The 20,885-nt window shown below is 66.5% G+C and carries 11 protein-coding genes; 5 read left to right on the forward strand and 6 right to left on the reverse strand.

What is annotated here, in order from left to right:
• Positions 1-404: 404 nt before the first annotated feature.
• From HUV06_RS06525 to HUV06_RS16630, 4 genes are all read left to right on the forward strand, one after another.
• Positions 405-3,869, forward strand: a complete 3,465-nt coding sequence (locus HUV06_RS06525) for a DUF3857 domain-containing protein (RefSeq protein ID WP_254600924.1) — start codon at positions 405-407, stop codon at positions 3,867-3,869.
• Between the two features lie 338 nt (positions 3,870-4,207).
• Positions 4,208-4,756, forward strand: coding sequence for a hypothetical protein (locus tag HUV06_RS06530; RefSeq protein ID WP_174300467.1), 549 nt, complete (start codon positions 4,208-4,210; stop codon positions 4,754-4,756).
• Positions 4,737-5,105, forward strand: a complete 369-nt coding sequence (locus tag HUV06_RS06535) for a hypothetical protein (protein WP_174300468.1) — start codon at positions 4,737-4,739, stop codon at positions 5,103-5,105. The genes HUV06_RS06530 and HUV06_RS06535 overlap by 20 nt, the downstream gene beginning before the upstream one ends.
• Before the next feature lie 90 nt (positions 5,106-5,195).
• The gene (locus HUV06_RS16630) at positions 5,196-5,399 is read left to right on the forward strand and encodes a helix-turn-helix domain-containing protein (RefSeq protein ID WP_174300469.1); all 204 of its coding nucleotides are present in this window, start codon (positions 5,196-5,198) and stop codon (positions 5,397-5,399) included.
• Positions 5,400-5,840: 441 nt separating this feature from the next.
• Here the strand turns inward: HUV06_RS16630 and HUV06_RS06545 are convergent, their stop codons facing one another.
• On the reverse strand, positions 5,841-6,110 hold the full coding sequence (locus tag HUV06_RS06545; protein ID WP_174300470.1) for a hypothetical protein: 270 nt from the start codon (positions 6,108-6,110) through the stop codon (positions 5,841-5,843).
• Positions 6,111-6,807: 697 nt separating this feature from the next.
• Here HUV06_RS06545 and HUV06_RS06550 point away from each other — a divergent pair.
• Positions 6,808-7,746 (forward strand): restriction endonuclease, encoded by a 939-nt coding sequence (locus HUV06_RS06550; RefSeq protein WP_217433664.1) that lies wholly within the window; start codon positions 6,808-6,810, stop codon positions 7,744-7,746.
• On the opposite strand, the gene HUV06_RS06555 is transcribed toward HUV06_RS06550, so the two are convergent.
• The 5 genes from HUV06_RS06555 to HUV06_RS06575 all read right to left on the reverse strand — a co-directional run bounded on the left by HUV06_RS06555 (position 7,743) and on the right by HUV06_RS06575 (position 20,171).
• Positions 7,743-10,709, reverse strand: coding sequence for a class I SAM-dependent DNA methyltransferase (locus HUV06_RS06555; protein ID WP_174300472.1), 2,967 nt, complete (start codon positions 10,707-10,709; stop codon positions 7,743-7,745). The genes HUV06_RS06550 and HUV06_RS06555 overlap by 4 nt on opposite strands.
• A gap of 44 nt (positions 10,710-10,753) precedes the next feature.
• Positions 10,754-16,861 (reverse strand): DUF3320 domain-containing protein, encoded by a 6,108-nt coding sequence (locus tag HUV06_RS06560; RefSeq protein WP_217433665.1) that lies wholly within the window; start codon positions 16,859-16,861, stop codon positions 10,754-10,756.
• A 198-nt stretch (positions 16,862-17,059) separates the two neighbouring features.
• Complete coding sequence (locus tag HUV06_RS06565) at positions 17,060-18,889, reverse strand: hypothetical protein (protein ID WP_174300474.1); 1,830 nt, start codon at positions 18,887-18,889, stop codon at positions 17,060-17,062.
• 2 nt (positions 18,890-18,891) lie between these two features.
• The gene (locus HUV06_RS06570; protein WP_371811009.1) at positions 18,892-19,389 is read right to left on the reverse strand and encodes an ABC-three component system middle component 2; all 498 of its coding nucleotides are present in this window, start codon (positions 19,387-19,389) and stop codon (positions 18,892-18,894) included.
• Positions 19,389-20,171 (reverse strand): ABC-three component system protein, encoded by a 783-nt coding sequence (locus HUV06_RS06575; protein ID WP_174300476.1) that lies wholly within the window; start codon positions 20,169-20,171, stop codon positions 19,389-19,391. The genes HUV06_RS06570 and HUV06_RS06575 overlap by 1 nt, the downstream gene beginning before the upstream one ends.
• Between the last annotated feature and the right edge of the window lie 714 nt (positions 20,172-20,885).

The following is a 20,885-nucleotide window of genomic DNA, read 5'->3' on the forward strand; positions in this document are numbered from 1 at the left end:
CACTCGTAGCTCAGCTGGATAGAGCGCTGCCCTCCGAAGGCAGAGGTCACAGGTTCGAATCCTGTCGAGTGCGCCAGACTTTACAATAGGTTAGAGGGTTGCGACGGCTTGACGCCGAAGCGCAATCCAGCACCCATACAGCACCAACATTTGGGAAGCGGCTCGCCTCGCGGCCTATTGAGGAATCTTCGGGGGTAGGGGTCTAAAATCCTGCGGTACTGGTTTCGACACATATCGCAATGAGCGGGCTGCGAAGCCTGGCCTAGCTCAGCAGCGCCAGGCTCGTTGAACGGGCCGGCCGAGGCGTAGAACATCCGCGCTCGCCACTACGATGTGGCTGCTACGCCATGGCTACGCGTCACCCGCGTCAGTTGCGGTGAGCAGAAAATTCTGGCGTGATCCTCATGGATACGGGGGAGTGGGGCTTGGCTGGGATCAGGATAGCGCTGTCTGGCGCGTGCGCGGCGCTCGGCCTCTGCCTGTACGGTCCTGACGCGCGAGCGGCGGACGCGCCCCAGACCGGGCCAATCCCAACGTGGGTGCACGCCTCGCCGGCGCTCCCTGTTGAAAAGGACGCCGCGAAGGGCCTGCCCGTAGCGATGCTGCTGCACGACATGCAGATCCGCTTCGACGCCGATGGCTGGACCGAGTTCCACGAGATCGAGGCCAAGGCGCAGTCCTCGGCGGGTCTCCAGGGGCTGGGCGCCATCCCGTTCCGCTGGTCACCCTGGAGCGACACGCTGACCTTTCACCGCGCCCGCATCCTGCGCGACGGCCAGAGCATCGACGTGCTGCCCAAGGACGGCGGCTTCACGGTGCTCCGGCGGGAGACCGGCCTGGAGCAGGCCATGCTCACCGGCGAACTCACCGCCGTGCTGCAGCCGGAGGGCCTGCAGGTAGGCGACGTGCTGGAGGTCGCCGTCTCGATCCGCCACGCCGACCCGCTGCTGAAGGGCCACAGCTCGGCCTTCCTCGCCGGCTGGGACCTGGCGCCGGCCTCCCGCATACGGCTGGAGGCGAGCTGGCCCTCCGCGCTGCCGGTGCGATGGAAGGAGACGTCCGGCCTGCCGCTCCTCCACCCCGCCCAGGCGGCCGGCGTGACCACAGTGGCCATGGACCTGGACGACGTGCTCCCGCCCGTGCTTCCGGCGCACGCGCCCCAGCGCTTCCAGCACGGCCGCCAGGTGGAGTTCACCACCTTCGCGGGCTGGGACCAGGTGGCCGCCGCCATGGCCCCCCTGTTCACCGAGGCCGCCACCCTCTCGCCGAACTCTCCCGTGGCCGAGGAGGCCCGCCAGATCGCGCAGGCCTCGGCCGACCCCAAGTCCCGCGCCGCGGCCGCCCTGCAGCTTGTGCAAGGCCAAGTCCGCTACCTGGCGCACGCGGAGGCGGGCGGCGGGCTGAAGCCGCAGGGCGCCGACGAGACCTGGCGGCTGCGCTACGGCGACTGCAAGGCCAAAACGGCCCTGCTGCTGGCGCTGCTGAACCAGCTGGGCGTGCCCGCCGAGCCGGTGCTCGCGAGCAGCACCGGCGGCGACGGCCTGGACGCCCACCTGCCCTCGGTCGCCCTGTTCGACCACGTACTCGTGCGGGTGCAGCTGGGCGGCCGCGACTACTGGCTCGACGGGGCGAGGGAGGGCGACCGCAGCCTGGACGAGCTGACCACGCCCGCCTTCGGCTGGGTCCTGCCGCTAGCTGCAAAGGGCGCGACGCTCGTGCGGATCGAGCCCGCTCCCTTGATGCGGCCGCAGATGGTCCAGGTGATCCGCTACGACGGGTCGGGCGGGGTGACCGCGCCCGAGCCCACGCACCTGGACACGCTGTTCACGGGCGATCTGGGCGCCCTGATCCACGCCAAGTTCGCCACAGTACCGGCTGAACGGATGGAAGCGGCGCTGCGAGCCTACTGGACCGGTATCCACACCGCCTTCACCCCGGCCCATGTCGCCGAAAACTGGAGCCCTGCGACCGGCGAGGAGCGGTTGACCGCCGATGGCTCCAGCAAGCTCGACTGGTCCGATCCGGGACTGGAACTCCAGCACGTGGAGTTCGGCGGACCGCCTGACGTCAAGCGCGACCCTGCCGCGTCCGACCCCAACGCACCCTACGCGGTGGACTACCCGACCTACGTCGAGACGGACGAGAGCGTGGTGCTGCCGCCCGGCGATGTCGTCCTAGCCTCCGCGGCGAAGGACGCCGACCTCGATGAGGTGATCGCCGGGATTGCCTACCGCCGCAAGGCGACGGTCATGGGCAAGGTCTTCCGGGTCGTGGCGAGCCAGCGGTCGGTGACGGCTGAGGTGTCCGCCAAGGCGGCGCAAGCTTCGGTGGATAAGCTAACGGCGCTCGGCAAGGGCGGCGTCTACGCCCCGGCCGGCTCCCACGCTCGCGAGGCGAACGATGCCTTTGCCTTGGATAGCAATCCGGTCACAGCGCAAGGCCACCTGAGCAAGGGCGAGGCGCTCCTGGATGCGGCCCGCTACGCGGCCGCCGTGGATGAATTCAACCAGGCTATGGCTCTTGATCCCAAGCTGCAGCTCGCGTGGGCAGACCGCGCCGTCGCCCACGCTTGGTTGAAACAGCCGTCCGCCCTGTCCGACGCCGACAAGGCCGACACGCTGGGTCCGCCTTCCTTGCCGGCGGCGCGCGCGCGAGGCCTATTCGCGGAAAAGTCAGGGGACTCTGCCGGCGCTGAGGCCGCCTATCGCAAGGTTCTTGCTCTCGATGCAGACGATGGCTTCACGCTGCGGCACCTGCTGGACGTCGAGATGGCGCAAGAGGAGGGCGACGCTGCGAGCAAGACCCTGGAGGCGCTGGCGCGCGTGAGCCCGGACCTTGGCGGCAGGGTTCACCTTTACCGGGCCGCGATCGATTGGAACGAGCATCGCGACGAAGCGGCGAAGCGGGAGCTGGCCCTTGCACCCGCCGACGACTCTGACACTCTTCTCAGGCGAGCTCGCCTCTACCTCCAGTACGGCGACAAGGTCCTGGCGCGCGCCGACGCTGACGCCGCCAACCGGTTGAAGCCAAGCGCCGACGCCTGGCTCGTCCGGGCTCAGGCGGATGGCGGCTACAATCACCCCGCCGCCGACGAGGACGCAGCGGCCGCCGCCAGGATCGCGCCCGACGACCTCGACGTTCGGCTCTGGAGCGTGAACGAGGCCACGCAGCGGGAGGACTACGCCGCCGCCCTTCCGCTCCTCGACAGGTTGGTCGCGGCCCACCCGGACCTCGGCAACCTTCTCGTCGGACGCGCCGAGATCGACAGCCGGCTCGGCCGCACAGCATCGATGGAGGCGGACTTCAATCACGCCCGGGCAGTCGGCGCTGATCCCGGACTGCTTTGCCACGGCCAGGTCGAGGCCAAGGGCCCGCCTTTGACGGCCCAAGCGGACTGCGCACGCGCCATCAATGCAGCGCCCCGATCCGCCTCCCTGCTCGTCTACCAGGCGATCATCGATCATCGGCAAGGTCTGGCGCCGGCCATGGCTCAGGCGCTCGACGCCGCCGTCGCCGAGACGAGGGGCGCCACTCAGTTGAACAACCTCTGCTACCAGGTAGCGGAGGAGGGAATGGCGCTCGACCGGGCGCTCGCCGCCTGTGACGCCTCGCTCAAGCTCCGCCCCGACGATGCAGCCACCCTGGACAGCCGAGCCTTTGTGCTGATGCGCATGGGCCGCAACGCCGAAGCGCTGGCGGCCTACGACGCCGCCCTGGCCAAGAAGCCGGACCTGTTCGCCGCCCTCTACGGCCGGTCCCTCGTAGAGACGAGGCTCGGGCGCGCCGCCGAGGGGAAGCGAGACGCCGCCCTGGCCTTGGCAAGACAGCCCTATCTCCGGCGGAAGTTCGAGCGCATGGGCGTGAACTAACTTGCACCTCAGCCGGCCGCAGCACTGGGTCCATCGAGACCCGCGAGAGTCTACTCAGCGCCGAGAGCCACTCGCCCCAGAAGATGCGCCAAATGGTCCACGGAGATAGCGCTCTGACCCACCCCTCCTCCTTCGACTTTCGATCTCAATGACAGCGCCTGCCTCAAGGCCGACTTACGAGCCCGTTCCGCGCTTTCCAAGCGGCAGGCCCGCGCTTGAGCGCTCTTTGTGCCGGATCGCGCTGCGAGCCACCCTGAGCGTTGGTGCGGCTGCCAAGAGGGACATCGAGCAACACAAATGGCGTCGCGGCTTCCGTGAAGTGCCGGGGGCGCGCACCGATGCCCCGACGTAACGGCAAGCTTGAACAGGAGCGCTACGTCAACAAGACGTTGCTGGACCTGGGACCCGGCGAGATCTGGCTCAATCCTGACACAAACGCAATTGAGGGAGTGTCTGACGCTCTGCTGTTAGCGGGCTGCAAGGAGGAAGCAGTCATTGATCTTACTACAAAGACCGTGAACCTGACTGGCCGCCGAATCCAGGACGTTATCGCTCTTGATCAGATAAACGACGGGGACATGAATAACCTGATAATGGATGCGTCGGACCGCATTGGTTGGCTAGTAGGTTTCTTGCGTTATGGCCACCCAAATGGAAGCTCAGAGCACTTTGTTACTGAAGATGGGGATGATGAGTTTCCAGCATTTCCCCGCTCTGATCTGCCGGAAAGCATTAATGTGCCAGGTAGCCATCGAGTCAGGACTTCGCTTGAGCGAAGCTTGAGGAAGTCTAACATCGATATCAATAAGGCCATAGATTTGCTACTGGAAAATACAAAGCGGCATTATGGGAATTCCATCAAGGCCCTTGAAGCGGGAGTTGATTAAAACGCAAGAATACGAAGACGCGTTGAAAGCCTTTCTTCCGAACGGAGTTCTTGACGCATGCGACGCCGAAGTGGAAAGGGCAGCAAAGCTCGCGTTTTCTACTGTCAAATATGGCAGGCCTCAAGTTCCTGATACACTTGTTGATTGGGTTGCATCCATGTCGAACACATGGAGAGAACTCACCGGTAAGCGTCCTGGCAAGACCCGCGACGGAGAAGGGAACTATACTGGTCCGTTTTTTGACCTTCTCTCAGCATTGCTTGCTGCATATCCATTTTTTCAGGCCAGTCGTGTCACCCGCACTATCATCAAGAGAGGTCTTGAGCGGGGCGCTTCGAAGGACAATTAAGGCCCGATCTCTCCAGACGCTTTCTGATCCTATCTGAGGAACGCTGCCTTACGTACTCAGTCGGTCTCTCGAGTGTTCTGTGGGGCCGACATGGTAAACCTTCCTCCTGTGGCGACCTGCGTGGAGACTGCAGCATTCTTACGCATCGGCAAGTCCACACTCGCGAAGATGCGGCTCACGGGCAGCGGCCCAACCTACTGTAAGCAGGGCCGTAAGGTCGTCTATCGCCGTGATGACGTGCTGGTTTGGCTCGAGGGCCGCCGGCACCGCTCCACGAGCGAGCACGTCGAATAGTTGACTAGGTATATCGATTTAGCGGCGGTCTTCTCGCGATCTTGTCCCGCTGCTGCCGTCGCTGAAGTGCGCGGTCAGATGAACGATCTCCTGGTTACCGGCCCATAAAACCGGAAGAACCCGGCGGGAACTTTGCCTTCGCGGTCTGCGAGGATTTCCGACCGTCCGACTGCGCGAGCATGCGCTGAGGAAAAACCTCACCACCGAACCCCTGGCCCGGCTCAATGGGTGGGGAGCGTCTGGTCCACGATACGGACAGTGAGGCTATACCGGGTGAATAATGCTCCCCTCAACCGCGTCCTCTTCCCAAGCGGGGAGGGGAGGGGCGCGGAAAGCGGACTATTGCCTAAAGCTCAGGATGCCCTTTTACCAGCCGGTGTCTCGAGCCCAATCGTGTTCCTGCAAGCGCGTGCCATGGCTGCGAGCGAGGCGAGGTAACGGTTACCTCTTCCAGCGGGCGCGATCACACGGATCGTCCTTGGCACCGCGCCTGTCACTGGCATGACTGCCTGCTTGCTCGGCCGCCCGGTCCATCATCTCGGCGACGGGGTCGGTATTGATGTGCTCAAGCTTGGCTTCGAGGTCTGCAACGTCGCACTTCAGGGCACTATCCCTGTAGCTTTCTTGCGAAGTCTCGTGATTGTAGGTGCCGCACCCATGTGACGCCAAGTCCGCCTTGTAAGACGCGATCTCTGCATAGGTGGTCGACATCGCATTATTAGCCGCAGCCTGCTCTATAACGCTGCTCGGCGCGATGGTCTGTGCTGAGAGATATCCGAGCTGCTTCTCGCTAGCTTGAAGGTCAGTCCGGATGCGCCTGCAAATCCCTGGCGCCGCGACTGAGTGAACACGCGCCTTTGCGACTGTAGGCGAGTACGACGACGCTGAGCTGAGGATAACGATGGCGGCGATCGCCGTCCGAATAGCCATGCGGCTTGTCTCCCTGGTGATCGGGGAGTTGAGAAGCCTGCCAACGGAAGACCGCACGCGCCTTTAGGCTTTCGCCCTGAACATGCGCGCGTGCCTCCCCGACCATAGGGTCGAGGAGTGCTGGGTCACGGCCGCACTCAGCGCCGCGTTGACAGGGGTTCTCACGCCCCAGAGCCGCCATGAGGGCAGCTCCGCAACTACTGTAGCCCGCGACCCCCCGCGGACTCAACCTCAGAGCCTTGCCTTCCCGGAGAGCGTTTCTCGTTCTCCACCCGGCGGCAGGCACCCCACTGCGGATCGGCGGCACTATTGCTCTACCTGCGAGATCAGCCCTACCGTCGCCGCTGGCAAAAGATGAGGGGGCCGGTCGTTGCCGTTGTGGGGTGTGAGGTCTGGAAAGTACGGGGAGCGTGAGGCGCTTGCGCTCGACCGTGGCCTCGCTGTCATAGGTTGGGAGGAGGTTCCTGACCTGTCGAGGTTGGAGACGCGGGACCAGCTCCGGGAGGCCCTGCGGGAGACCTACCCCGACGAGAAGCCGAAGACCCTGTCCAACTGGGAAAGCCAGCTCTGGCCGTTCGCCCGCGTCATGCAGCCGGGCGAGCCCATCATCATGCCGCTGAAGCAGCGCTCAGGCTTCGCGCTTGGCCGCATCAAGGGTCCGTACGTCTTCCTCGACGTCGGCGGGGAGCGGCTGCACACCCGATCGGTAGAGTGGGTGCGGGAGGCGCCGCGCAGCGTCTTCGCTCAGGACCTGCAGCACTCCTTCGGTGCCTTCCTGACCATCTTCCAGGTCTACCGCAACGAGGCGGAGGCGCGGGTCTGCGCCGTCATCGCCGGCAAGGCCGATCCGGCGCTGTCGGGCTCTCCCTCGCTCCCCAGCCGGTCACCCGCAGCGCCCGTCTCAGGCGTCGCCGCCTCCGACGCCGCGGATGCGCCCTTGGACGTGCAGCAGGTGGCGGAGGACGCCATCCGCTTCCGGGTCGCCACCGTCTTCAAGGGCCACCGTTTGTCGGCGCTGGTGGGCGCGCTCCTCGAGACGGAGGGCTACCGCGTGGTGGTGTCTCCGCCGGGCGCCGATGGCGGCGTGGACATCCTGGCCGGCAAGGGCCCGCTCGGCTTCGACCCGCCACGGCTCGTGGTCCAGGTGAAGTCCCAAGACTCTGCGGTGGACGTGGGCGTGCTCCGCGAACTGCAGGGCGTCATGCGCCAGTTCAACGCCGACCAGGGCCTGCTGGTCGCCTGGGGCGGGGTGACCAAGGCGCTGGCCCGGGAGGCGCATCGGCTCTTCTTCGAAATCCGCATTTGGGACTCCGGCGACCTCATTCGCCTGATCCAAGACGGCTATGAAGGCCTGCCGGACGTGCTGAAGGCCGACTTGCCGTTGAAGCGCATCTGGACCCTGGCTGAGGGCGACTAGCCGGCGCGGGCCTGGTTCAGGGCGAAGAGACGGGCCAGCACCTCCTCGTCGGGAAGCTCCGCCGAGGTCTTCTCAGGCCAGCCGTAGGCTGCGGCCACCGCGGCGTCGAGGCGGCGGTGGGCCATGTCCAGCCAAGCGGGGCGGGCGTTGTAGAGGTTGGTCAGGGTGCGGGTCTTAAGCACGCGCGCTGCCGCCTCGTCGCGGGGCAGGATGCGGTCGGGGTAGCCGGGGACGACCTCCGGCTCGATGCGCACCAGATCGGGCGGGTTCAACCAGGCCTCGCGTAGCCGGTTCAGCTCGGCGGCGGCCTCGGCGATGGCGATGGCGCGGGGATCGTCGGCGTAGTCGGCGGCTGGAATGTCGGGCGTCAGGCCCTCTGGGAAGGGGAAGGTCTCAAAGGTCGTGGACGGTGTGTAAGTTGGATCGTTGCCAACGCCAATCCAAGCTCCCATCCGTAAGGCCCAAAGCTCATGCGCCTTAGAGCTGAGCATGCCGAAGCTCGTTTCGTCATCCCTGCCGATTGCGATCACAAGGTTGTCTGGAATCACGCGCGCAGAAAGCCAGACGAACACGCGCGTGCGAGAGACCTTCGGCGTGGCGATGAAGCGCGTTTGTCCGTTCAGCTTTGACCGGAGTCCGGGCCTAGACTCGCTGAAAAGCCACCAATTGTCTCGATAGAGCTGACGTCTGTTGCTCTGCCGTAGGGGTTGCACCTCGCGGACGCAGTACTCATAAGGGCTTTCGTACTGCGCAGCAGCGTCGCGCGACTTTGTTGTAAAGTCGATTGCCCAGCCCAGGTTGCCACGACGAACGATGTCGCCTCCGCTTGTGATCGGCCGAAGGACGTCGCTATTTGGCCGTCCATTGACGTTGAGCGGGGAAGCCAGCCATGTCCGGGCTAGGTCCGCTCCAATTTCAAATGGGGCACCCTTGGTGATGCCCTGGAACGCTACCCCGGCGTTCTCCGGCAAACGTAAGGCTTGGGTAAGGTCGGCCATAGCGCCCGTAAAGTCGGCGTTGATCCGTTCGCTCAGCCGACCTTCCAGCCGCCGGTCGATGAACCCTCCGCCGAAGCCGAGCATGGAGACGCGCACGGCGGCGCCCTTCACGGTCCAGGGTTCGTCGGCCCAGGCCTCCATCATTGCGCCCGCGTCGGCGATGGGGTCGAGCACGCGCCGGCTGGCGCCGCCCCGCACGGAGTTGGTGGTCACGAGGCCAGCCCGCATCGCGCGCTCTGCAGCGATAGCCCGCCAAGCCTTCTCCACCCAGTAGGTGACGAAGTCGGCCTCCGCCGGCACGCGGCCGCGATAGGCGGCGAACAGGCGCTCCACCGTGGTATCGCCCAGGCCGTCGCGCAGGCGCTTGCCGCCCAAGAACGGCGGATTGCCGATGATGGCGTCGGCGGGCGGCCACTCGGCTTCGGTCCCGTTGGGGTTCAGCAGAGCGTCGCGGTTCTCGATCTGGTTCAGGGTGGAGAGGATCGGCTCGGCGAAGGCGGTGTAGCCGTTCTTGCGCATCCACTGCAGGTCGCCGATCCACAGCGTCACCCGCGCCAGCTCCGCGGCATAGGGTTCGATCTCGATGCCGCGCACCGCGGCGAGCCCCACGCGCGGGGCGGGCGCGGGCACGCCCAGGCGTTCGGCGTCCACCAGCGCGCGAAGCTCGATGTCCTTCAGCGCGTGCAAGGCGACGTAGAGGAAGTTGCCGGAGCCGCAGGCCGGGTCTAGCACGCGGAAGGCCCCTAGCCGCTCCAGGAAGGCCTCCAGCGCCGCCTTGGCTTGGGCGTGGGCCGCGTCGCGCCGACGGGCGATGGCGGTCAGGATGCGGCGGCGAGCGGCCTCTCCGGCCTTGGCCCCGGCGGGGTCGGCGCGCAGGATGTTGCCGGCCCGCTCCATCACCGTCCGACGCTCGTCATCGACCGCCTTCACCTCGTCCATAGCCGCCCGCAGGATCGCGCGGGTCGCGTCCCAATCGGCGGTGAGCGGGCGCACGATCACGGGATCGACGATCTTCAGGATCTTCTCGCGGTCGGTGTAGTGGGCGCCGAGCGCCGGCCGCTCCCGGGTGGCGTGAAGGGCCGCCTCGAACAAGGTGCCGAAGATGGAGGGATCGATCTGTGACCAGTCGTGCTCGGCCGCCGTGTCGGCGATCGTCCTCAGGTCCGCGGTTTCCAGGTGCAGCGGCTCGGCTCCGTCGAACAGGCCGCCGTTGAACCAGCCGATTAGGTCGGGGCCGAAGTAGCGCTGCTCCGGATTGGGTTCGGCCATCTTGGCGAACAGATCGCGCAGCTGGGCGCGCGCGGCGGCCGGGCGCTGCAGCGTCGCCTTCAGCGTGCGGGTGAACAACCGATCGGGCAGCAGCCGGGCGCTCTCGGCGAACATGCAGAAGACGAGCTGGTTCAGGAAGTGCGCCACCGCGCGGGGGTGTTCGCCCCGCTCCTGCAGCCGGGTGGACAGCTCGCCGAAGCGCACCGCCACCCTGGCGGTGAGCTCCTGGGGACTGACGCCGGGCTTGAGGCTGTCGGACCCGCGGAAGACTTGGCGCAATTCGTCGAGCCTGACCGGCTCCAGCAGATCGGCAAGCGTCAGCTCGATTCTGCGCGAGACCGTGTTGGTCCAGTTGGTGTGGACGACGATCCGCTCCATGTCGCTGACCACGAGATAGGGCGGGTTCTGCAGGTCCAGCGCATAGGCCTGAAGCTGGCGCAGCGCCGAGCCCAGGTTCTTGTGGCGGCCCTTGTACTCCCAGCCGAAGCAGCCCTTGCGCCAGACGTCCGCCCAGCCGTCGCCGCCCCCTACCTTGGTAGCGCCGCGCTCGAAGCAATAGCGCTCGCCATGTGGGTCGTCCTCCGCAGGCGTGGGCTCGCCGAGCAGGCGGCACAGGTCCAGGAAATGCTCCTGGCTGCCCTGCCGCTCGCGGAGTGTGGCGTCACTCCACTTTTGGACGAACTCGCTGGCGATCATCGCCAAGGCTTAGCGTGCCGACGCTCCGTCGCGCCACCTCGAGTTCATCGCTGGGGTTGGGCAGGCGTGGGGAAGTGTTCCCGAACAAAACCCGGTATCTGACTGGGCGGGATTTCATGTGAGGCGTTGCCGGATCGCACGAACAGCCGCTCCGCCACCGCGCCGCTCTGGTCCGCAAGGCTGACGAAGACCGCTTCGCGGGAAGGCTGGACATCGACGCGGCAGATCGCTCGACCCTGCGCCTCCGGAAAGCTCACCCTGATTTTGGACGCCTTGAAAGCGTGGCCGAAGCGGGCGTTGATCAGGTTGGTCAGGTGCAGCTCGAACTGGTCGCGGCTGTCGCCGCTGCAGGCGAGGTCCGAAGCTAGGCCGACCACCGTCCCGTCATCTTGGACGCCAATCAGCAGAACGCCGCCCTCCATGTTGGTGAAGGCGGCGATGGTCTTAATGGCGACGTCCTCAAGTTTCCGGTTGATCTTTTTCAGGCGGATGTCCCAGCGCAGCGTCTCCTTAAACTCAAGCCGATTGGTCTCGCCGCCGGCGATCAGCGTCTCCAGCGGCGAGGCTGGCGGCGCGGCATGGTCGGCTGGCGCGTGCGGGCCCACGTCGATCAGGCTCTCACGCCGCTGCAACGCGCCGGACGCGACGTCCCGCTCCAGCACCGCCGCGATCACGTCTCGCAGCTGCGCGCTGGTAGCCTTGAAGCCGAGCGCCCGTGAAACGGCTTGAACCGCCTGCTCTTCCGTCGCCCCGAAGCTGCGGCCGACACAGATGCGCAGCGCCTTGCTGATCTCCTCGGGCGGCAGGCTCTCCGGACGTCTCAGCGTCGTGGAGCGCGCCGTCGAGCGATCGCGCACCCGGCACGGGGCGCCCGGGACCGCATAGAAGGCGCCGTCCTCCAGGATGCGGTGCTGCCGAGTGGAGATGGCGAGCGCGCGTATGATGGCCTCGCGCATTCGGCTGCCCGCCTGCTTGCGCCCCCAAGCCTCGCGAATGCGGCTGACGATCTCATCGCGGTGCACCGGCCCTTCTACGCTCACCACCTCTTCCGCGAGCGCGCTGAGTGCGCCGGTCGGCGCATCGTGCAGCTCGCAGGCGAGATGAGCCGGCCGCGTCAGCTTGGCTTCGACATAGGGCTCGCTGCCGGCGGAGGCCTCCTCCACTGCGTAGAGGCTCAATTCCGTCACGTCCTCCCGCTCCACTGTGCGAAAGCTGTAGGTCGTCGCGGCCGCCTTCGCCTCTTCGGCCTGGCTCCGGGCTGCCAGGTCCGTCCGCGCGGCCTCGATGGCCTCCACGAGCTTCTGCAGCTGTTGCTTGGGGCGCTTGAACCAGTCGGTGCTCCAGACCCGGTGCACCGCCCAGCCGTGGTCCTCCAGCACGCTGCGCCGAAGCCGGTCGCGATCCCGCGCAGACCGTGCGTCGTGGTAGGAGCCGCCGTCGCACTCCACCGCCAAGAGGTAGCGGTCGGGTCGCTCTGGGTGGGCGACGGCCACGTCGATGAAGATACCTGACACGCCCACGCGCCTGTGGACGACGTAACCTTGCGCGTGCAGCGCTTCGGCCACCTGCGTCTCGAAGACCTCGTCGCGGTCGCGCGCGGCCGCCTCGGCGGTGGTCATCCGGCCGGTGCGGGCGAAGTGCAGGAAGAGGCGGAAGGCGAAGACGCCCTCGCGGGCGCTGGCGAACTCCGGCTCGATGTCCTCGTCGGTCAGGGAGGCGAACACCTCGCAGCGCCGCTTGGCCCGGCTGATCAGGACGTTAAGGCGCCGCTCGCCGCCCTGCTGGCCCACGGGTCCGAAGCGCATGGGCGGCTTGGCGCCGAGCGCGGTCGGCCCGTAGCCGACGGAGATCAGGATGACGTCGCGTTCGTCGCCCTGCACGTTCTCCAGGTTCTTGACGAAGAAGGGCTCGCTTGGGTGGGCCTGGAAGAAGGCCTCGTGCTCGAGGGGCAAGTCGCGGCGGAGCACCTCCAGCGCCTCCTGGATGGCCTTCTTTTGCGCGGCGGAGAAGGCGACCACGCCCAGGGACTCGCCCCGGTGCAGGGCTGCGTGTTCGACGATGGCGCGGGCGACGCGCTCGGCCTCCACGGGGTTGGTGCGCTTGGCGCCGGCCAGGAACACGCCGTCGCTGACGTGGTGGAAGCGCAGGCCCAGCCCCGACTGCTCGGTGAAGGGGCTGGGAGGGATGTAGAGCTTGTCCTCGTAGAACTGCCGGTTGGAGACGGCGATCAGCGACTGGTGGCGGCTCCGGTAGTGCCAGCGCAGCATCCGGGTAGGCAGGCCGCGGGCGGTGAAGAGGCCGAGAATGCTCTCGATATTGGAGGCGCCGCCGCCGTCATCATCATCGCCATCGTCGTTGGCGGTCATCTTGGCGAAGAAGGCGGTGGGCGGCAGCTGCTTGGGATCGCCGACGACCACGACCTGGCGTGCTCGCGCGATGGCGCCCAGTGCGTCCACCGGCTGGATCTGGCTGGCCTCGTCCATCACCAGGAGGTCGAAGTTCAACGCGCCCGGCGGCAGGAACTGCGCCACCGACAGTGGGCTCATCATGAACACGGGCTTCAGCGCCTGCACCGCGGGCGCGGCACCCTCCATGAGCTTGCGGATCGGCAGGTGGCCCTTCTTCTTGGCGATTTCGCTTTTCAGCACCCGCAGTGGTCCGAGCGTCGCGCCGACCTTGGGCGGGATGCGGCGGTGGTGGGCGCGCACGACCTCCAGGGCGGCGTGGCGGATGCGCTGACGGTCCAGGTCGACGAAGGTGCGCACCAACCGGTCGTGGATGTCGCCGTCGAACTGCGCAAGCTCGCCGTCGAGGGCGACCTGGGAGGCGAACGCCTGTTCGAAATAGGCCATCTCGAACTGCGCCAGGGCCTCGCCCGCCGCCAGCTCGCCTCGGTGGAGGCGCGAAACGATGTCGCCGAGGCCGAGCGTCGTGGCGCGTTCCGCCCGCGAGCGGTATTGCATCCACTTGTACAGGCTTTCCGTGTCGTCGCGCCAGGCGCGGAGGGCTGTTGCCAGCTCGCCTCTCGGAGCCTCGGCCGCGCCCGGGGTCACCGCGGCGGAAGCGTCCGCCTGCAGGTTTCCAAGCAGGACCGCCATCGCATCGAGGAAGGCGGCGCGCTCCGTAGCTGCAGCCTCGGCGCGGTGCAGCAGGGCGGCGCGGTCGCCGACACGGGCTGCGAGCTGGTGGACGTCGAGGTTGGTGCCCACCCAGCTCGCGGCTGTTCGCAGGGCCGGCCAGTCGCTGGCCGGTCCACGCCAGGCCGAACCGAATGCGGCTCGGCCGAGTCCGCCAACCTCCTCCAGCCGCGCGAGCGCCTCCCGGTCGTGCTGCAGGTCCTGCAGGGCGGAGAGACGGAGCGCCAGGTCCGGCTCGGACCGGGCCGCGACGGCGGCATAGGCGGCGTCCGCCTCGCTCCACCGGGCGACGGCCCGATGGACCGCATCGAGCGCCCCGCGGTCAGCGCCGTCGGCTTCACCAAAGGCGAAAGGTCGTCCGGCGCCCAGCTTGTTCCAAAGCCGCCGTAGCGGCGCTTCGACCGCCGCCGTCAAGTCGCCGATCCGGCGAGTGAGGTTGGCCAGACGGCTGCGGTCGGGCCCGCGACCCGCTACGAGGCGAGGCTCGGCGCCGAGCCCCTTCAGACTCCGCATCCATTCGACAAGCGCGAGCAGGGGCGCCGAGGCGGACTTCTCCCCCCGCCAGTCGGCTCCGAAGGCGCTGTGCCCGAACTCCGCTTCGCCGCGGATCGTATCGGCGGCCGCGCGGCCGCGCCCGAGCGCGTCCAGGAGCGCCAGCCGCCGGTCGAGCGGCGCCTTGGGGTCGGCCAGGACCGAACGCACCAGCCGATCCGCCGCCCGCCACTCTCCGCTCAGCACCTTGAACATGCCCGTGCCGTGGGCGGCGAGCGTCCCGCGCGCCCCGGCGACGTCGAGGCTCCAGGCGGCCTCGGTCAGTTCCGATCCGATCTCAGCCCGGGCTGCCTCAAACGTGCGCACGGCCTCGGCGAGGTCGTCAGCGCGCTCCACCCCGCTGGTCCAAAGCTCCGCAACGAAGGCAGCCGGGTCGGCGTCCGGCGCCGCCGAGACCCTCTGCGCTATGCGCGCCAGCTCCGTCGCGCCGCGCAGGTCCTCAGGTGCGTGCTCACGCCCGATGGCGGTGGACAGGACGCGCACCTCCGCCGCCAGCCGCGGGATCGCCTCGACGAGGGCGCGCGCGTCGTCGAACATCGCTGCCGGCGTCTCCGAGGGGAGTTCGGCGAAGCCCTCTCGGGCAACCTGCAGGTCCACCGACCAGGCGGATGGCGCAAGGACGCCGTTGAGGCGCGCCTGCAGAGCGGCGTGAGTCTCACCATGGCCGAGAGCCGTGGACAGGGCTTCGCCGTCCTCCCGCCAGACGGTAGCGCCCAGCGCTTCGGGTTCCAGGTTGGGCGCGTCGGCGAGTCGAGCGGCCAGGGACAGCAGCTGTGTGGCGTCCTCCAGGGTAGCAGGGGCGGGCGCCTCCAGGACGGCCGCGATCGCGGCGTCCTCCTCGCCTATCGCCTGCAGGCGGTCGTACAGCGCGACGATCCGGGCGATGAGCCTGTCTACGTCGGGTGGCAGGGTCTGCTGCAGTCCGATGCCCCTCCAGGCGTGGCGGAGCGGAACGCCGATGTCGACCACCCGATCGACGAGCTCCGCCAGGAGCGCCACGCGCCCGGAGAACTCGTCGGCGGTCCAGGCAGTCGCGCCTTCGAGCCGGATGTCGGTCGGCTTCTGGCCGGCCTGCTTCAGCCGCGTCAGGTGGCCAATCACATGATAGGGCGAGTAGCCGGCTTCGCCGAGCGGCTGGTGCAGCCGTCTGGCGTGGGCGTTTAGCTGGTCGCGTGCTTCCAGGAGACGGGCGACGAGCGGCGACAGCTCATCGCCACGAGGCGCGCCGAGCTCCCAGGTGCGGCGCAGGTCTTCCAGCACCGCGCGCTTGTTAGCCTTATTGCTATGTAGCTCTAGGCAGGCGTCGCCGACGCCGGCGCTGTCCAGTCGACGCTTCACTACCTCCAGCGCCGCCAGCTTCTCGGCGACGAAGAGCACGGTCTTGCCGTCGGCCACGGCCGTGGCGATCACGTTGGCGATGGTCTGGGACTTGCCCGTCCCGGGCGGCCCCTGAATGACGAGGTTGCGACCCCGCCGCACCTCGTGGATGGCCATCGTCTGCGAGCTGTCGCTGTCGACGATGTGAACCATGTCCGCCGGCGTGATGTGGTCGTCCACCACCGCGTCGTCCGGGAGGAGCGGCTCACCCTCCTCGAAGCCGTCGGCCACCAGCGGGCGCACGAGCGCATGCTGATCGAGCTTCGAGCCCGCCGGCCAGCAATCCGGGTCCAGGTCGCGGTACATGAGGAACTTGGCGAAGGAGAAGAAGCCCAGCACAATGTCGTCCGGGTTCACAGCCCAACCCGGCTTGGCCGCAACCGCCTCGGCGAACGTGGAGAAGTAGAAAGCGGGTTCGAACTCCTCGGTCACCTCCAGATGGGGTGCCCTGAGGCCGTGAATGCGCTCCAGGTAGGTCTCGAGCGACAGGTTGGCCGCCACGTCCTCCAGCCGGGCGCGGAGCTTGAACTTCTCCGCCGCGTTGCCGCGCTCCAGCGACACCGGGACGAGGATCAGCGGGGCGTAGCGGATGTTGGCGGCATTATTCGGGTCGATCCACTTGAGTGTGCCCAGCGCGAGGAAGAGCACGTTGGCGCCCTGCTCCTCTTCCAGAGCGCGAGCGTCGTAGTAGAGCTCCAGCAGGCGCTTCTGCAGGCTAGGCGGTGTCAGCCGGGTTTGCAGGCGGGTGTCGGCATGGCGGCGCGCCACGCCGCGTGCGTCGACCTCATCGTCTTCCGGCTGTGCAAGCTCGGCGACCTCGTCCTCCTCCGCGCCGTCGCCGCCGACGCCTAGCGCGGCCGCCCGTCCGGGGAGGAAGGTGAAGGCCTTGTGCTCGCGCACAAGGATGCGGAACACCTCTGCGGATCGCTCGTCGACCACCTCGAGGAGCTTGGCGCTCTTCGACGCGCGCGGTATGTTGAGGAGCCGGTTGCGCGCACCGAGGTCCAGAAGCTCGGTGCGCGCTCGCTCAAGCTTTGCGCCTACGGGAAGGTCGGTCTGGAAAACCGAGGTCCGGCTATCATCCAACCCGGCAGCAGCTTGCACCGTCATACTCCCCCGCAGATCGTGAGATTGCCGAAGAGACAATGGCACGTCTAGGGTGTGCAATCCGGGCACCTATCGCTCGGGAACGGATTCGGGCTTACAGCGTGGTGTGCTACGCCGGCTACCGGGTAGGCGCGACGGTAAGCCTCCAGAGCAGACGCTGCTTGGCTGACCACCAAGCTACTTCGGGAAAAATCCCGCTCGGCCCGTAGGTTTGCTTCCAGTGAAATGCACCACCTGCGGCTGACCTACCAGCCATTCCGGCACGTCGACATTCTCGATGATAATTAGTTGCAGATCGTCCGGGAGCGTTGAGAAGGCGTGGAACGCACGATCCTTGAGCGGGGTGCTCGCGATCGCCGTGTCATCATCATCGGAGGGATCGCGATAAGTGATAAATAGCGAATCGAGAATTAGAAAGCCCGGGTGAGCACGCGCCTGATCCCTGCAGAACTTCATAAGGCTCAATGAAAAGGCGCCGTGAAGCAGCGCGCGGACACCCTTCCCGTTGGCACCGCGAGACTTGCCCGCGACCGAGATGTCCATCTTCGGCAGTTCGAAGAACACGCGCTTGGCCTCAGGGAATTCCCATGATTGTAGTTCGGCTTCGATGACCTGGCTGAAGGCGTCGAGCGTCGCGCCGTCCAACTGCTGCTGCGCAACGATCGTGCTGCTGTCATACCCGGGACTGACCCCGAGCTCAGTGCGCTGCGCGACCAGGCCGTCGCGCCGACGGACCAGCTCCAGACTCTTCTGAATGGTAAGCTTCCGCGCGATGACCTCGCTCGTTTGCGAACGCATGGTCTGCACGGTGGGCACTTCTCGCAAAATGTTCGCCTGAAGCGACTCCAGTTTCGGCAGCAGTTCCCGCGCCCGGGCGGCTAGTGCTGCTCGCTCCTCCGTCAGGCCACCGATCGTGACTTGAAGCTCGACAGCGCGCTCGCGGACCTCGGCGATCTCGGCTTCGGCCGCCGCCATGATCTCCGACACGTTCCCTTCGCACGCATCATGGGGTCGATGATGCTCAGGGGCGGCGCCGCACATCGGGCAGACGGCCGCATCCTCCAATAGGAAGAACGATCCCGCCTCGGCGATCGACGCCAGTCGTTCCTCATCGGACCGATAGTGTTCAGCCAGCAGCGCGAAGCGTGCCGTCAAACTGTCGATCTCTCCCATGCGGTCCTGAGCCGCTTCGTACTCGCGACGCAGTTCGCGGCGGCTTGAAGTAAGCTCCCTATAGCTCGACTCCGCCGTCTCCTGGACAACAAAAGAGCGGTTCAGTTCTTCGTCCAACGCCGTATCTAGTTCGATGAGACCATCATTATCCTGGTCGGCATCGGCGATCTCGCGCTCGGTGTCTCGGATCTGTCGATCGAGCAATTCCAGCTGTGCCGCCTGTCTCATCGGTTGCGCGAGGTCGGGCTTGGCGACGTCAAGCGCGGAGTCGTCGACCCCGGTCAGCATATACTTGAAGATCGACGTCTCGGCGGTCCTGGTCACGAACTGGCCCGAAAGCACCGGGGACGACCCGTCCTGAATTTTGGTCTCGTTCACCAGCGAATGCCGCTCCAGATCGCGGAAGCTTAGATCGCGGGTCTTTCCAGAAGCATCGACACGGACGCGCGCGTCAGCCGCCCCGACCTGTGCGAGAAGCAGGCGCGACAGCGAATTTTGGGCACCGTGCTGCGCCGACACGGAGATTCCCTGCGCTTGGGTGGGCCGTTCCCGCGTTAGCCCTTCGAGCACCTTGATGTGCCCTCCCTGAAGAGCGCGTACGAAGGTTCGCTTGGACCCATCGTCCAGCACTGCTCCTAGATGCGCGAGGTCATACCCTGCCTGCTCGATGATCGGTTCTGGTGGAGATTTCGCTCCTAGCACGAAGTCGATCAATCGAAGGACGTGCGATTTGCCCGTGTTGGAGCCGCCATAGATCACGTTCAGGCTGGGCCCGAACTCGACGGCCGCCGGCGGGCTGTTCGGCCCCGTCACCAAGAGAAAGCGGAGCTGCATGGCTAGGTCGAAACGCCGTAGTCGCTCTGGAACTCGGTCGCCCAGCGGTCCATTCGATCTTTCACCAGGGCGTCGATCTCATCGTCGGCGAGCGGTGCGACCGCCGACGCAAGCCACGCCGCCCGTTTCTTCAATTTGCCCGTATAGTCGCTCCGCAGGAGGTCGACGAACGACCCGGCTTCCTCGCCGGCCTCGAAGCGAAAACCGTCGAGCGTCGCATACCGATTAATCAGCCGCCTCGTTCCCATCAGAGATAAGCCCGCGCTGACCAGTCCGCGGCGCACCAGAAGCTCGGCGGTTCGCGACTCCTCCTGCGGGTGTAGGCTTGGAGGGCCATCAACATCGGCCGTGTGCACCACAAGGTGGTCAAGCACGACCAGGCGCCTCAGCCCCAATCGGGCGGGGTAGCAGGCGGTGAGCAGCACGAGCGATCGCAGACCGCTTTCGAAAGCGGTATTGAATATACGGGGCCGAAGCCTTTTGGGCGCTGCGCTGCCCATCACAGCTTCCACGTCAATCGATCATCGTTGGCCAGCTGGTGGCAGACGCCCTGCTTGACGCGGACCTTGGCTCGCGGTGCGAGCACGCTCGCGGGTGCCGCCTGACCCGCAACTGACAGCGCAGCCGTCAGCCGGGGATGAGCGCCATTTTCGGCGGCGACCGCGGGATCGATCGCGTCGAAGATCTGATCGGCGAAGTCCTCGATCGTTCCAGGTTCCGTCTGATCGCGGTAATGCGCCATGAACGCCTCCGCGTCGTAGAACCTAACTCGTTGCTTCTGTAGGTCTTCCTGCCAGTCGGTATGCGCCACCAAGTCAGCGAGCGAGTTCAAGGCGACGCCAGTTTCTTCGGAGTAGACCTCGAGAAGTTTGCCTACGTAGACGGTTTCTCTCGGCGCGACGTCCTGAGGCGCGACCCCAGCCGGGGCTGGAGGTAGCACGCCGTTGAAACGAGCCGCCCAATAGGCGGTTCGCCGGTGATCGTCGAGGATTTCATCGAGCGTCGAGTAGCGGAAGCTCGTGAAATCATATGCCTCGACAAAGGCCTGAAGCGCGCCCGTCAGATCATGCTTCTGCCCCGCGACCACGCGGCCGGACACGCGCGTATTCCAGGTGGATATCACCACGGCGCGGAATTTGGAGGGGTTCAGCAACAGATCGCGGAGCTCGGTAGTCGGCCCGCGTGGAGCCACGAAATAACAGGCCCGCGGTGCGGCGAACTCGCCCCGAAAGGCATGGAAGATTATCTTGCCAGCGTCCTCGCACGCTTTGGCCGTCGCCAACGGCACCTCGTAGTGTTTGCACTGATAATTGTCCCAGATACCCTAGCACGCTTTGGGCCCGCACAGGCCGACGACATCCCGGCCGTGGTCACCCGCCCCGCCAAGCCTCTTCACCGAAGCATAACCTTGAAGACCCTTTTGCCACTCGGAGATAAATATTTCCCACTCCGTAGCGTCGTAGGCTCGCACAAGCTTGACTATGGGCGCGAGGTTCACTGACTCCCCTGTCTCTGCGGCTCTCTAGCCTGAAGCTGTCGCCTACACGTGGTGAAACTCCTAAGCGAACGGCCGCTCTTGGTGCAACCCCGTCACATGCCGCGGGTCGACAGAGCCGCCGAGAAGCGGACGTTTCTGAGTCCGCTAAGAGCCAGCTCCGTCCGGATAAGCGGAATGGCAGATAGCCGCTTCGATCCGGTCGCTTAATGTCCGAAGCGGAGGGCATAGCTGCCAGCGCGACCCGCGGGGTAGGGCACCTACAGGATTCAGACTCTCCCAACGGCAGCTTTGGGCCAACCTTGCGCGTCGTCAGGCGCGACGGAGTGGGACAGGCTCCGCGCCTTCAGCTCTGCCGTCCATCGCCGCCGCCGCCGCCCTGGCGATGCGATCGGCGGCCGCACGGACCGGATCGTCGGCTAGGTGAGCTGACGTGCGCGGGAGGGTCCGGCGGCCGCGAGCAGGCTCCGTCTGGCGCATTGACGCTGGCGGCTGTCTTGA

Source organism: Caulobacter sp. S45, from assembly GCF_903642205.1.
GTDB lineage: Bacteria > Pseudomonadota > Alphaproteobacteria > Caulobacterales > Caulobacteraceae > CAHJWH01.

Bases quoted from the DNA above. Each gene is read 5' to 3' on its own strand.
- HUV06_RS06565 (WP_174300474.1), bottom strand. From the start codon at position 18,889: ATGCAGCTCCGCTTTCTCTTGGTGACGGGGCCGAACAGCCCGCCGGCG.
- HUV06_RS06555 (WP_174300472.1), bottom strand. From the start codon at position 10,709: ATGATCGCCAGCGAGTTCGTCCAAAAGTGGAGTGACGCCACACTCCGC.
- HUV06_RS06570 (WP_371811009.1), bottom strand. From the start codon at position 19,389: ATGGGCAGCGCAGCGCCCAAAAGGCTTCGGCCCCGTATATTCAATACC.
- HUV06_RS06545 (WP_174300470.1), bottom strand. From the start codon at position 6,110: ATGTCGACCACCTATGCAGAGATCGCGTCTTACAAGGCGGACTTGGCG.
- HUV06_RS06525 (WP_254600924.1), top strand. From the start codon at position 405: ATGGATACGGGGGAGTGGGGCTTGGCTGGGATCAGGATAGCGCTGTCT.
- HUV06_RS06530 (WP_174300467.1), top strand. From the start codon at position 4,208: ATGCCCCGACGTAACGGCAAGCTTGAACAGGAGCGCTACGTCAACAAG.
- HUV06_RS16630 (WP_174300469.1), top strand. From the start codon at position 5,196: ATGGTAAACCTTCCTCCTGTGGCGACCTGCGTGGAGACTGCAGCATTC.